Annotated in this window: 1 protein-coding gene (only partly in view); it reads right to left on the reverse strand. The window is 70.6% G+C overall.

Features of this window, described 5'->3' with window-relative positions:
• Positions 1-15,868: the 3' portion of a non-ribosomal peptide synthetase gene (locus RM1_RS17885; protein ID WP_072753083.1), read on the reverse strand. Its footprint extends 11,588 nt past the window's final position; 15,868 of the gene's 27,456 nt are visible here — the last part of the coding sequence; the start codon falls outside the window, past its right edge — the gene reads right to left on this strand; it ends in the stop codon at positions 1-3.

The following is a 15,868-nucleotide window of genomic DNA, read 5'->3' on the forward strand; positions in this document are numbered from 1 at the left end:
CTACCGGCCCCGGTTCCCGCCGGTGTGCTCCCTCAGGACGGGTCCGACGACGCCCAGTGCGGCAGGCGACGTCATGCCCCAGTGCGTGCTGGAGACGCCGTGGTTGTGAACTGTCCCGCTGACATACCGCTGCCAACCCGTCGCCGCGCGCTCGCCGCTCGGGTCGTCCCCCGCCGCGGTGAAGAACAGCACGTCGCCGTCGAACACGCGGGGCCGGTACATCGCGGTGAGACCCGAATTGTGCTCGGCGGCCGCGAGCAGACGACCGACGACTCCCGCGGCCTGCTCCGCACTCTGCCCGGTGACCTGGCTGAACACGGCGACCGCTTGGGCCTCGGTGACATCCGAGACCAGCTGATCGCCCAGTCCGTCCATTCCCGTGCCGCTGAGGACCTCGGCCAAGGTCACCGCGCCGTCGGTCGTGGTCGGCAGGGTCTCCGCGGTGAAGCTGTCGAGCATGGCCAGCAGTTCCACCACCTCGCCCTGCTCCTGCAGCAACACCGCGATCGCGTGGCTGATCGTGCCGCCGAGCGACCACCCGAGGAGGTGGTACGGGCCTGACGGCTGCACACGACGGATCTCGCGGAGGTAGAGCTCCGCGACGGCCTCGATCGAACCGGGCAGCTCGCCGTCGCCCTGCGCCGCGGGCGTCTGCAGTCCGTAGATCGGCCGTGCCGGGTCGACATAGGGAGTCAATCCGGTATAGCACCACGCCAACCCGATGATCGGGTGCACGCAGAACACCGGCGGCAGCGTCCCCCGCTCGCGGATCGGCAGCAGCATGTCGAAGGCGTGCTCGGTGACGTCCTCGGCGCCGTGTTCGACCTGCCGGGCCAGGGCCTCCGGGGTGGGGTCGGAGAACAGCCACGGCAGCTGCACGACCGCATCGAGTTCGACCCGCAGTCGCCCGACCACCCGCATCCCGATCAGCGAGTTGCCGCCGAGCTCGAAGAAGTTGTCGTCCAAGCCCACTCGCTCAATTCCGAGCAGGTCCGCGAACACCGCCGCGATCGTGCGTTCGACGTCCGTGACCGGTGACCGGTACTCGCGCACCGCCGCCTCCGGCACCGGCAACGCCCGGCGCTCGAGCTTGCCGTTGGCGCTGAGCGGGAACTCGTCGAGCACCATGACCGTCTCGGGAACCATGTACGACGGCAGGGTCGTCGACATCCCGCGGCGGAGCTCCGCGGTGTCGATCTCGACGTCACCCTCGGGAACGACGTAGCCGATCAGCTGCTGCCCCGCGGATCCCGCATGCACGAGCACCACCGCCGCCCGCACCGACGGGTCCGCCGCCAACGCGGTCTCGATCTCGCCGAGCTCGATGCGCAGGCCGCGCAGCTTCACCTGGAAGTCGGTGCGGCCCAAGAACTCCAGTTCGCCGTTCGGGTTCCAGCGGACCAGGTCGCCGGTGCGGTACAACCGTTCGCCCGGCCCGCCGAACGGGTCGGCGACGAACCGCTCCGCGGTCAGGTCCGCCCGATCGTGGTACCCGCGGGCCAGCTGCAGGCCTGCCAGGTAGAGCTCGCCCGGCACACCCACCGGCACCTCGTTCAGGCGCGCGTCGAGAACGTGCGCACGGGTGTTCCAGACCCCGCGGCCGATGGGCACCACCGCACCGACATCGGCCCCGATCCGGTGAGCCGTCGAGGTCACCGTGACCTCCGTTGGTCCATAGGTGTTGTCGAGCACCGCGATGGAGCGGGCCGCGAAACGCCTGGCCAGGTCGGCGGGCAGCTCCTCGCCTCCGGCGAGGACGTACCTGAGCGAGGACGGCAGCTGCAGCTGCGGATCGGCCAGGAAGACGTCGAGCATCGACGGCACGAACTCCATGATCGTCACCGACCATTTCTCCGCGACGGCCACCAGGTACTCGGGGTCGCGATGCCCACCCGGCTTCGCGATCACGGTGCGGGCACCCACCTGCAGGGGCATGAACAGCTCCCACACCGACACGTCGAAGGTGATCGGCGCCTTCTGCAGCACGGTGTCGGACGGGCCGAGCGGGTACTGGCCCTGCATCCACGCAATCTGGTTCACGACCGAGCGGTGCGTCACGGCCACGCCCTTCGGTCGGCCGGTCGACCCCGAGGTGAACATCGTGTACGCGACGTTCGCGGGCCGCAACGGCCGCAGGCGATCCGCATCGGTCACCGCGGTGTCCGCGAAACCGGACAGGTCGAGTGTGTCGATCTCCACCACGTCCACGGAGTCCGGCAGGTCGCCGGCGTCCGTCGATCGCGACAGCACCACGACGGGCTTCGCGGCCGCCACGACGTACTCGGTGCGCTCGTCCGGATGTTCCGGGTCGAGTGGCAGGTAGCCGGCACCCGCCGTGAGGACGGCGTACACGGCGACCAGCAGCTCCACCGAGCGGTACATCCCGATTCCGACCAGCGTCTCGGGTCCGACCCCGACCGAGACCAGGTAGCGCGCCAGCCGGTTCACCCGGAGGTCGAACTCCCGATAGGTCAGCACCTCGTCGCCGAAGATCAGCGCGGTGGCCTCGGGGCTGCGCCCGACCTGCGCCGCGTAGGCGTCGACGAGCGTGATCTCCTGCACCGCGACATCGGTCTCGTTCCAGCCGGCCAGCGCGGCCCGTTCGGCGTCACTGCGCAGTTCGATCGCCCCGACGGCCAGCCCGGCCTCGCTCGTGACGGCCTCGAGGATCGCCGTGAACTTGTCCGCGAAGCCGACCACCGTCGACTCGTCGAACAGGTCGCGCGCGTAGTTGAACGTCCCCGCGATCCCGGTGCGTTGCATCTGTTCGTCGAACTCGGTCGACAGCGTCAGCTGGAGGTCCAGCTTCGCCGCGTCGGCCACCGCGTCGAACGGCGTGACGGTCAGCCCCGGCATCTCGAACTCCGTGCGGGCGAAGTTCTGTACCACCAGCAGGACCTGGAACAGCGCGGAGTACGCGGTGGACCGGGTCGGGTTGAGCACGTCGATCAACTGCTCGACCTGGATGTCGGCATGCGCGAAACCGTCGAGGTCGCTCGCGCGGACCTGCCCGAGGAAGTCGGTGAACGCGGTGGCCGGCTCGACCTGGTTCCGCATCACCAGGGTGTTGCCGAACATACCGATCAGGTCGTCGAGGGCCTCCTCGCCGCGGCCGGCGACCTGGACGCCGATCACGATGTCGTCGGAGCCGGAGAGCCTCGACAGCAGCACCGCGAGCGCCGCATGGGCCACCATGAAGAAGGTGGAGTTGTGTTCGCGCGCCAGCTGATCGATCCGATCCGCCAGATCCGCCGACAGCGTGAAGTTCACGTTGCCGCCGCGATTCGACGCGACCGCGGGCCGCGGCCGGTCGGTGGGCAGTTCCAGCAACTCCGGGGCCCCGGCCAGGGACCGCGTCCAGTAGCCGATCTGCCGGGCGGCCAGGCTCGCTTCGTCGTGTTCGTCGCCGAGCATCTGCCGCTGCCACAGTGCGTAATCCGCGTACTGCACCGTCAGCGGCGCCCAGGCCGGCTCGAGGCCCATCCGTCGGGCCTCGTATGCGACCAGGATGTCCCTCGACATCGGGGCCAACGACCCACCGTCAGCAGAGATGTGATGCATGCCGACGGCGAGGACGAACTCGCGCTCGTCCAGCTGGAACAGGGCCGCGCGCAACGGGACCGCGCTGGTCACGTCGAACCCGCCGCCGACCACTTCGAGCACCCGCGCCTCCAGCCGGGCCGGGTCGACCCGCTCCGGCAGCAGCCCCGGCACCACGTCCGCGGCGGGCAGGATCACCTGGTACGGACCGTCTTCCGAGTCGGGGAAGACCGTGCGCAGCGACTCGTGCCGCTCGACCATGTCGGCCATCGCAGCCCGCAGTGCCGCGACGTCGAGGTCGCCGGTCAGCCGCAGCACGAACGGAATGTTGAATGCCGGTGAGCTGGTGTCGAACTGGTTGAAGAACCACATCCGTTGCTGCGCATGCGAGAGCGGGATCCGCTCCGGCCGCGGACCGGCCACCAGCGGTGGGCGTCCACCGGCACCGGCGTGCCGCTCGACGGCGACGGCGAGCGCGCTCACCGTCGATGCCTCGAACAGCACCCGGACCGGCACCTGCGCATCCAGCGCCGCACCAAGACGCGAGACCACCTGCGTGGCGATCAGCGAGTTGCCGCCGAGCGCGAAGAAGTCGTCGTCGGCGCCGACCCTCGGGGTCCCGAGCACGTCGGCGAACACCCCCGCGACGATCTCCTCGATCGGTGTCGACGGCGCGCGGAACTCCCGCGCCTGCATCTGCGGCACCGGGAGCGCGCGCTTGTCGAGCTTCCCGTTCACCATCACGGGCAGCGCGTCGAGCACGACTATCTGCGCAGGCAGCATGTACGAGGGCAACGAGCCGCTCAGCTCCTCGCGCAACGCCTGCGGGTCGAGCGCGCAGTCCACGTCGCCCACCACGTAGCCGAGCAACCGCTGCCCGGTGTGCGGATCGTCGTGCACCGTCACGACGGCCTGCGCGACGCCCGCGCAGCCCACCAGGGCCGCCTCGATCTCGCCGAGTTCGATCCGCAGGCCGCGAACCTTCACCTGCGAATCGGCGCGGCCGACGAAGTCCAGTTGACCGTCGGACGTCCAGCGCACGACGTCGCCAGTGGCGTACATCCGGCTGCCCGAGCCGCCGAACGGATTCGCCACGAACCGGGCGGCCGTCAACCCGGTGCGATCGTGATAGCCGCGCGCCAGGCCGGCACCCGACAGGTAGAGCTCACCCGCCACACCGATCGGAACCGGACGCAAGCGCGCGTCGAGCACCGCCGCACCCACTCCCTGGATGGGCGAACCGATGGTGATGCGGTCGCCGACGTCCAGCGAGTCGGTCAGGGTGACGACGATCGTCGTCTCCGTCGGGCCGTAACCGTTGTAGAACAACCGGCCCGGAGCGAGTCGGGCCACCAGTTCCGGTGGGCACACGTCGCCGCCGACCGCGGCCATCTCCAGTGCGGGCAGGTCCTCCGAGCGCATCGTCGCCAATGCGGCGGGCGCACTCATCACATGGCTCACCCGCGCATCACGCAGCAGGCCCGCGAGTTCGTCGCCGCCGACGATCTCCGGCGGCGCGACGACCATCGTCGCGCTCGCGCTGAAGGACACGATCATCTCGAACACCGACGCGTCGAAGCTGGCAGAGGACATCCGCAGCACCCGAGACGTGTCGGTGATGGCGAACTCCGGACGGGAGTCCGCGCAGAACGGGGTCAGCCCCGTGTGGGTGACCACCACGCCCTTCGGCATGCCGGTCGATCCCGACGTGTAGATCATGTACGCGACGTTCGACGCGGACAGCGGTGCCGTCCGGTCCCCGTTCGTGACCGGGACATCCGACACCGAGTCCAGCTCACCGAGCAGGTCCTCGCCGTCGAGCACCAGCCACTCGACCCCGCCCGGCAGCGCCGCACGCGACCGCGCCACCGTCAGTCCGAGCACCGCGCCGGAGTCGGCGAGGATGTGCTCGATCCGAGCCGTCGGCAGGGCAGGGTCCACCGGCACGAACGCCGCGCCGGTCTTGGCGACAGCCCACATCGCGACCACCGACTCGACCGACCGCGGGAACGTCAGTGCCACGAACGTCTCCGGTCCGGCACCCCGCGAGACGAGCAGCCGCGCCAGACGGTTCGACGACGCGTCGAGTTCCGCGTAGGACATCTGCTCGTCGCCCGCTACCAGAGCCGACGCGTCCGGGTTCGAGGCTGCGCCTGCGGTGAGGATCTCCGGGAGCAACCGCACCGGCAGGTCGGCGGCGACCGCACGCGCGGCGACCGTCGCCCGCTCCACCTCGTCCATCAGGTCGAGCTCGCCGACCGGCACCGCCGGGTCGGCCGCGACCGCACCGAGCAGTCGCACCAGCCGCTCGGCGAACCCCCGCGCCGTCGACTCGTCGAACAGATCCGCCGCATACATCAACGAACCCTTGAGTTCGTCGTCGCACTCGCGGAAGGTCAGCTCCAGGTCCCCCTTCGCGACGGCAAGCTCGGTATCGAGCGGCGAGATCTCGATCCCCGGCAACTCGAACGACGTCTGCGCCAGGTTCTGCAGCGACAACGCCACCTGGAACAACGGCGAATGCGCCTGCGAACGAGGTGGGTTCACCACCTCGACGACCCGCTCGAACGGAACGTCGGCGTGCCCGAACGCGGCCAGGTCGGTCGCGCGGGTCTGCGTCAGCAACTCCGCGAAGCCCGACGCGGGGTCGACCTCGGTGCGCAGCACCAGCGTGTTGACGAACATGCCGACCAATTCGTCCAGCTCGGCCTCGCCGCGCCCGGCGATCGGGGTGCCGACGGTGATGTCTGTCGTCCCGCTCAGCCTCGCGAGCGTCGCGGCCAGCGCCGCGTGCAACACCATGAACAACGTCGACTGATTCGCCAGCGCGAGCTCCCGTAGGCGGCCTGCCAATTCGGCATCGACGCTGAATTCGGTCCGGGCACCGCGCATCGATGCCACCGGCGGACGCGGACGGTCCGTCGGCAACTCCAGCACCGCGGGCGCCCCGGCCAACTGCTCGGCCCAGTAGCCGAGCTGGACCGCCGCCAACGACTCCGGATCGTCTTCCGACCCGAGCACCTCCCGCTGCCACAACGCGAAGTCCGCGTACTGAACCGTGAGTGGCGCCCACTCCGGCGCCTGCCCCCCGATGCGGGCGGCGTACGCCACCATCACGTCGCGCGCCAAGGGTCCGACGGAGAAGCCGTCCGCCGAGATGTGGTGCACCACGACCGCGAGGACGTGCTCGGACTCGCCGGTCCTGAACAGCCTGGCACGCAACGGGATCTCGGTCGAGACATCGAATCCGCCGGACACGAAGCCGATCACCGCGTCCGCCAGCGTGTCCGCGGACACCCCGACCTCGTCGAGATCCGCGTCGATCTCGCCGACACCGACCACCACCTGGGACGGGCCGTCTGCCGAGTTGGGGAATACGGTGCGCAGCGACTCGTGCCGTTCCAGCACGTCCCCGACCGCCGCGCGCAGCGCGGTCACGTCGAGTTCGCCGGTCAACCGAATCGCCAGCGGAATGTTGTACGCAGGCGACGCGGTGTCGAACTGGTTGATGAACCACATCCGGGACTGCGCCAACGACAGTGGGATCCGCTCCGGGCGCGGACCCGCCACCAGTGCCCTCCGTCCGCCGGAGCCCACGTGGCGCTCGGCCGCGACGGCGAGCGCACCGACCGTCGACGCCTCGAACAGCACCCGCACCGGCACCTGCGCATCCAGCGCCGCACCCAACCGCGAGACCACCTGGGTGGCGATCAGCGAGTTGCCACCGAGGGCGAAGAAGTCGTCGTCGGCACCGACCCGTTCGACCCCGAGCACCTCGGCGAACACGTCGGCCACGATCTCCTCGACCGGCGTCGAGGGCGCCCGGAACGCGACGGCCTCGAAGGCAGGCACCGGCAACGCCTTGCGATCGAGCTTGCCGTTCACCATCACCGGCAGCGCGTCGAGCACCACCACCTGTGCAGGCACCATGTACGCAGGCAACGACACCGACAGTTCGCTGCGCAGTTCCTGCGGGTCGAGCGCGATCCCCTGCTCCCCGACGACGTAGCCGAGCAGACGCTGCCCGGTGTGCGGACTCTCGTGCACCGTCACCACGGCCTGCGCCACCCCGGCGCAGCCGAGGAGTGCGGACTCGATCTCGCCGAGTTCGATCCGCAGCCCGCGCAGCTTGACCTGCGAGTCGGCGCGACCGACGAAGTCGAGCTCGCCTCCGTGCATCCAGCGCACGAGGTCGCCGGTGGCGTACATCCGGGTGCCTGCCTCGCCGAACGGATTCGCGACGAACTTGCTCGCGGTCAGCTCGGCGCGGTCGTGGTAGCCACGGGCCAGCCCGGCGCCAGACAGGTAGAGCTCGCCGACCACGCCGAGCGCGACGGGCTGCATGCGAGTGTCGAGCACCACCGCGCTCACACCCGCGATCGGTGCGCCGATGGTGATGCGGTCGCCCGCGGCCAGGGAGCCGGTCCTGGTGACGACGATGGTGGTCTCGGTCGGGCCGTAACCGTTGAAGAACAGCCGGCCCGGCGCCAACCGCGCGACCAGTTCCGGCGGGCAGACGTCGCCGCCTACGCCCACCATCTCCAGGTCGGGCAGGTCCTCGGCGCGCATGGTCCCCATCGCCGCGGGCGCGCTGATCAGGTGAGTCACCCGCTCCTCGCGCACCAGTCCCGCCAGCTCGTCTCCGCCGACGACCTCCGGCGGCGCGATCACCATGGTGGCACCCGCGCTGAACGAGGTCAGCATCTCGAACAGCGACGCGTCGAAGCTCGCCGACGCCAGCCGCAGCACCCGTGATCGCGCGGTGACGGCAAGCTCTCGATGCGAGTCCACGGTGAACGCGGCCAGCCCGGTGTGCGTGACCACCACGCCCTTCGGCATGCCTGTGGAGCCGGAGGTGTAGATCATGTACGCGACGTTGTCCGCGGACAGCGGCATCGTCCGGTCCCGGTCGGTGACCGCGGTTCCCGGCAGACCCTCGGCCACGTCGCCGTCGAGCTCGAGCCACTCGGTCGTGGCGGGCAGCTGTTCTCGTACCCCTGCCGTCGTCAGCCCCAGCGCAGCACCGGAATCGGTGAGGATGTGCTCGATCCGCGCCGCAGGCAACGCCGGGTCCACCGGTACGAAGGCCGCGCCGGTCTTGGCGACCGCCCACATCGCGACCACCGACTCGACCGACCGCGGGAACGCCAGGGCCACGAAGGTCTCCGGCCCGATGCCCCGCGAGATCAACAGCCGCGCCAGGCGGTTCGAGGTCGCGTCGAGCTCCGCATAGGACAGCTCCGTGCCGGACCCGGTCAGTGCGATCGTCGCCGGATTCAGCGCCGCCCCCGCGGTGAGGATCTCCGGCAGCAGCTGGGTCGGCAGCGGCGTCACGAGTGCGCGGGCCGTGATCGTGGCCCGCTCGGCCTCGTCGAGCAGGTCCACCTCGCCGACCATCACGGCCGGATCGGCGACGAGGGCACCCAGCAGTCGCACGAACCGCTCGGTGAACCCGCGGGCCGTGGACTCGTCGAACAGGTCCGCCGCGTAGGTCAGCGTGCCTCGCAGTCCGTCCTCACCTTCACGGAATGTGAGTTCGAGGTCGAGCTTCGCGACCGAGACGTCCGCCTCGAGTTCCGAGACCTCGATGCCCGGCAGCGCGAACGAGGCCAACCCCTGGTTCTGCAGCGACAACGCGACCTGGAACAGCGGCGAATGCGCCTGCGAACGAGGCGGGTTCGCCACCTCGACAACCCGCTCGAACGGCACGTCGGCATTGCCGAACGCGGCCAGGTCCACCGCGCGGGTCTGCGCGAGCAGTTCGGCGAAGGTCTGGTCCGGGTCCACCTCGGTGCGCAGTACCAGCGTGTTGACGAACATGCCGACGAGGTCGTCGAGCGCCGCCTCGCCCCGTCCGGCGATCGGGCTGCCGATGGTGATGTCGGTGGTCCCGCTGAGCCGGGCGAGCTGCACTGCCAGCGCGGCGTGCAGCACCATGAACAGCGTCGACTGCCGCGCGCGGGCGAGGTCGGTCAGCTTCTCCAGAAGCGCCGCGTCCACCGCGAAATCGGTTCGCGCGCCGCGCATCGACGCCACCTGCGGGCGCGGGCGGTCGGTCGGCAGCTCCAACATCGCCGGCACGCCGGCCAACCGCTCGCGCCAGTAGGCGAGTTGGACCGAGGCCAGCGACACCGGATCGTCCTCCGACCCGAGCACCTCGCGCTGCCACAGCGCGAAGTCCGGGTACTGCACCGCCAACGGCTCCCACGTCGGCGCGAGCCCCCCGGTCCGCGCCAGGTACGCGACCATCAGGTCCCGCGCCAACGGGCCCGCTGAGAACCCGTCCGACGAGATGTGGTGCACCACGAAGGCGAAGACGTGCTCGCGCTCGGCCACCCTGAACAGGCTCGCCCGCAGCGGAATCTCGGCCGACACATCGAAGCCCCGCAACACGAAGCCGGTCAACGCGGCCATCAGGCCGTCCGCCGAGACCCGCACCTCGTCGAGGTTCAACCGGACATCGCCGATACCGACGACCCTCTGGTACGGGCCGTCCGCCGAGGTCGGGAAGACCGTCCGCAGCGACTCGTGCCGCGCCAGCACATCACCGACCGCCGCCCGCAAGGCCGCGACATCCAGGTCACCGGACAGCCGAACCGCGACCGGAATGTTGTACGCCGGTGAAGCCGTGTCGAACTGGTTGACGAACCACATCCGAGCCTGCGCGAACGACAGCGGGAGCCGCTCCGGACGCGGACGCGCCACCAGCGACGGGCGCCCACCCGAGCCTGCGTGCTGTTCGAGTGTGACCGCCAACCCGGCGACCGACGACGTTTCGAACAGCACCCGCACCGGAACCTGCGCGTCCAGCGCGGCACCGAGTCGCGAGGCCACCTGCGTCGCGAGCAGCGAGTTCCCGCCCAGTTCGAAGAAGTCGTCGTCCACACCGACCCTCGCGGCGCCGAGGACGTCACCGAACACCGCGGCGACGATCTCCTCGACCGGCGTCGACGGCGCCCGGTACACCGCGACCTCGAACTCCGGCGCTGGCAGTGCCGCCCTGGCCACCTTGCCGTTGGCGTTGAGCGGCAAGGCACCCAGCACCATCACCGCGGACGGCACCATGTAGGCGGGCAGTCGCTGCGCCAGTACCGACCGCAGATCCGCGACCGACACGGCCGCACCCGGCGCGGCCACCACGTAGCCGACCAGCCGGTCGCCCAGATGCGTGTCGTGGTGGAGCGTGACGACGGCCTGCCCGACCGAATCATGTTCGAGCAGTGCGGCTTCGATCTCGCCGAGCTCGATCCGCTGGCCACGCAGCTTCACCTGGAAGTCGGACCGTCCGACGTACTCGAGCTCCCCTCGGCCCGTCCACCGCACCAGGTCGCCGGTGCGGTACATCCGCTCACCGGAATCACCGAAGGGGTTGGCCACGAACCGGTCCGCCGTCAGGTCGAAACGTCCACCGTAGCCGCGGCCGACGCCGATACCGCCGACATAGAGTTCGCCCTCCACCCCCGCCGGAACCGGCCGCAGCCGGCGGTCGAGCACGAACAGGTCGAGGTTCGCGATCGGGTGCCCGATCGGCACCCCCGACGCGTCCGAAACCGACGCGTCGAAGAACGAGACCACGTCCGAGGCCTCCGTCGGACCGTAGCTGTTGACCACCCGCAGACCGGAATTCATCAGGCCGGCGAGCTTGCCGACCCGGATCGGCTCGCCCCCGAGGAAGACCACCTCGAGCGCGGTCAGGGTGCCGTCCGGGTCGCTGTCCACCACCGCCTCAAAGGCGCTCGGCGACATGTTCGCCACCGCCACACCACCGCTGCCGACGATCCGCAGGATGTCCCGCGGGTCGAAGCCGTCCGCCGCCAGATGGATCGTGCGCCCGTCGCTCAGCGCCGCCCACACGTTCTTCTGCGTCAGGTCGAAGCTCGGCGACGACGCGATCAGCAGTCCGCCCTCGGACGGCAGCTCCCGGCGGTACCACGCGAGCGTGTTCTCGATGCCCGCCATCGGCACCAGGGTCGGCTTCGGCTTACCCGTCGATCCCGAGGTGGAGATGACGTAGCCGAGCCGCTGACCCGCGCCGCGCTCGCGCCAGCGGTCGATCGGGCGCGCCGCGGGCCGCCCGGCCACGGCGAAGCGGTCCATCGCGACGACCGCCGCGGCCAGTTCGCGTGCCGTCTCGCTCACCACGCACCGGGCGCCGGTGTCCGCGAGGATCGATTCGATCCGGTCGGCGGGATACGTCGGGTCGATCGGCGCGTAGGCCGCGCCGGCCTTCCAGACCGCCAGCATCGCCACGACCCACTCGACCGACCGGGGCAGCAGCAACGCGACCACGTCGTCGGCACCGACGCCCAGCCGGGTCAGCTCGGCGGACAACGCCGACGAACGGGCGTCGAGTTCCGCGTAGGTCACCGACTCGTCACCGGCCGTGACGGCCATCGCGTCGGGCTGCCGCTCCGCCCAGTCGCCGAACAGCGAGACCGGCGAGAGATCCGCGGCCTCGATCCGGTGGCCCCGCGACCACCCGAGCACCTTGGCGTTCTCCGCCCGGTCGACGATCGCGACGTCGCCCACCGCGACGGACAGGTCCCCGCCGAGCGCGGCCAGCATCCGCCGGAACCGCTCGGCGAACGACACGATCGTTGCCTCGTCGAAAAGGTCTCTCGCGTACTCGAACTCGGCGAACAGTCCGCCGTCGGCAGACTCGCCCTCCGACATCGTCAGCTGCAGGTCGACCTTCGCCGCTGCCGCGTCGTGATCGACGGCCGAGACCGTCAGACCCGGCAACTCGAACGTGGTGTGCGCGAAGTTCTGGAACACCAGCATCACCTGGAACAGCGGGTGCCGGGACTGCGACCGAGCCGGGTTCAACACCTCGACCAGCCGCTCGAAGGGGACGTCGGCGCGCCCGAAGGCCTGCAGGTCGGTCTCCCTGGCCCGCGCCAGCAGGTCCGCGAGGGACTCCGCCTGATCCAGTTCGGTCCGCAGCACCAGGGTGTTGACGAACATGCCGACGAGGTCGTCGAGGGCCGCGTCACCGCGCCCGGCCACCGGGGTGCCGACGGCGATGTCGTCGCTGCCCGACAGCCGCGAGAGTACGGCCGCCAGGGCAGCGTGCACGACCATGAACAGCGTGACGTTGTTTTCCCGTGCCACGCGGTTCAGCGCACGCCGCAGGTCGGCGTCGACGGTGAAACGGTGGCGCGCACCGCGGTACGACGCGACGGCGGGCCGGGGCCGGTCCGTCGGCAGGTTCAACTGATCCGGCAACCCGTCCAGCGCGGCCCGCCACTGCGCCAGCTGACCGGCGATCAACGACGTTGCATCGTCCTCGGACCCGAGCACCTCACGCTGCCAGAGCGCGAAGTCCGCGTACTGCACCGGCATCGGTGCCCAGGTCGGCTCCGCACCGAGGCTGCGGGCCGAGTAGGCGACCATCACGTCCCGTGCGAGCGGGCCCGCCGAGAAACCGTCTGCCGCGATGTGGTGCACGACGACGACGAGGACGTGGTCGGTCTCCGAGAGCTCGAACAGTCGCGCCCGCACCGGAACACCGGTCGTGACGTCGAATCCGACCGAGGCGATCTCGGCCAGTGCCGGGATCAGCGCATCCGGGGTGATCGGGCGACTGTCGAGATCGAGTCCGGCCTCGGCCGCAGTGAGGATCCGCTGCTGTGGGCCATCGTCCGATCCGGGGAAGACGGTGCGCAGCGACTCGTGCCGGTCGAACACGTCGCCGAGCGCGGCCCGCAGGGCCGCGACGTCCAGCGTGCCGGTCAGGCGCAGCGCGATCGGGACGTTGTACGCCGCCGACTCCGGATCGAACTGGTTGAGGAACCACATCCGTTGCTGCGCCAGCGACAACGGAATCCGCTCGGGGCGAGGACCGGCCACCAGCGCGCGACGGCCACCGGAGCCCGCGTGCTGTTCGAGGGCCACCGCCAGCGCCGCCACCGTCGATGCCTCGAAGAGCGCCCGCACCGGCACCTGCGCCTCCAGCGCGACACCGAGCCGCGAGACCACCTGCGTCGCGACGAGCGAGTTGCCACCAAGGGCGAAGAAGTCGTCGTCCACGCCGACCCGGTCCACACCGAGCACCTCGGCGAACACCCCGGCCACGATCTCCTCGATCGGCGTCGAGGGCGCCCGGAACTCGCGCGCCTGCAACTCCGGCACCGGCAGAGCCTTCCGGTCCAGCTTGCCGTTGACGGTGACCGGCAGCGCGTCGAGGACGAGCACCTGCGCCGGCAGCATGTACGACGGCAACGAGCCGGCCAGCTCGTCACGCAGCGACTGCGGGTCGAGCGCGGCATCGCCCTCGCCGACGACGTAGCCGAGCAGCCGGTCCCCCGTGTGCGGGTCGTGGTGCAGCACCACGACGGCCTGGGACACGCCCTCGCAACCCGCCAGGGCCGCCTCGATCTCGCCGAGCTCGATCCGCAGCCCGCGCAGCTTGATCTGGGAGTCCGCGCGACCGACGAAGTCGAGCTGGCCGTCGGCCGTCCAGCGCACCAGGTCACCGGTGGCGTACATCCGACTTCCGGCCGCCCCGTGCGGATTTGCCACGAAGCGGCCCGCGGTCAGCCCGGCACGGTCGTGGTACCCGCGGGCAAGACCGGCGCCCGACAGATAGAGCTCACCCACCACACCAACCGGCACCGGACGCAACCGGGCGTCGAGCACCGCCGCACCCGCGCCCCTGATCGGGCTGCCGATGGTGATCGGATCGCCCACCGCCATGGGCTCGGTGACGGTGATGACGATCGTGGTCTCGGTCGGGCCGTAGCTGTTGAAGAACCGACGCCCTGGCGCGAGCCGGGCCACCAGCTCCGGTGGGCACACGTCGCCGCCGACCATCACGGTGCGCAGGGCGGACAGGTCCCACGTGTCCAGCGTTCCCAGCACCGCGGGCGCGGTGAGGACATGGCTGACCCGCGTATCGCGCAGTAGGGCAGCCAGTTCGTCGCCGCCGACGACCGCGGGCGGGGTGATCACCATCGTCGCGCCTGCACTGAACGCGGCAAGCATCTCGAACACCGACGCGTCGAAGCTGGCGGACGAGAGTCGCAGCACCCTGGACTCGCGAGTGAGCCCGAGTTCGGTGCGGGTGTCCGCGCAGAACGCGGTGAGCCCGGTGTGGGTCACCTCGACGCCCTTCGGCACACCCGTCGAACCGGAGGTGTAGATCATGTACGCCACGTTGGACGCGGAGAGCGGCGCCATCCGGTCCCGATCGGCAACCGCGACGTCCGGCAGCCCCGCGGCCGCCCTACCGTCGAGCTCGATCCACGCGGTCGTGCCGGGCAGCCCCTCCCGAACCGCGGCCACCGTCAACCCCAGCGCCGCACCGGAATCGGTGAGGATGTGCTCGATTCGAGCCGTCGGCAGCGCCGGGTCAACCGGCACGAACGCCGCGCCGGTCTTGGCGACAGCCCACATCGCGACGACCGATTCGGCAGACCGCGGGAACGCCAGCGCCACGAAGGTCTCCGGGCCGACGCCCCGCGAGATGAGCAGCCGCGCCAGCCGGTTCGACGTCGCATCGAGTTCGGCATAGGAGATCTCTGTGCCGGACGCGGACAGCGCGGGCGCAGCCGGATCCAGGGCAGCGCCCGCGGTGAGGATCTCGGGCAGCAGCCGGGTCGGCAGCGTCGCCGCGAGGGCGCGCTCGGCCAGCAGCGCCCGCTCGGTTCCGTCGAACAGGTCGACCTCGCCGACGACTGTCGACGGGTCGGCGACGACCGCGCCCAGTACCCGGACCAGCCGGTCGACGAACCCACGCGCGGTGCCTGCGCCGAACAGGTCCGCCGCGTAGGTCAGCGAGCCCGACATGCCCTCGTCGCTCTCGCGGAAGGTCAGTTCGAGGTCGACCTTCGCGACGTCGATGCCCGGGTCGAGCATCGCGACCCGCACGCCCGGCAGTTCGAGCGATCCGACACCCTGGCTCTGCAGCGACAGCGCGACCTGGAACAGCGGCGAGTAGGCCTGCGACCGAGGCGGGTTCGCGACCTCCACGACACGCTCGAACGGTACGTCGGCATGCGAGTACGCGGCCAGGTCGACCGCGCGAGTCCGCGCGAGCAGATCCGCGAACGTCGACGCGGGGTCGACCTCGGTGCGCAGCACCAGGGTGTTGACGAACATGCCGACCACGTCGTCGAGCGCGGCCTCGCCGCGGCCCGCGATCGGGCTGCCCACGGTGATGTCGGTTGACCCGCTCAGCCGGGCCAACTGCACCGACAACGCGGTGTGCAAGACCATGAACAGCGTGGCGCCCTGCCCGAGGGCGAGCTCGCGCAGGCCCGCGGTCAGGTCCTCGTCGAGCTCGAAGTCCACCCGGGCGCCCCGGTACGAGGCCACCGCCGGACGGGGA

The organism is Rhodococcus maanshanensis NBRC 100610, assembly GCF_001894865.1.
GTDB lineage: Bacteria > Actinomycetota > Actinomycetes > Mycobacteriales > Mycobacteriaceae > Rhodococcus_G > Rhodococcus_G maanshanensis.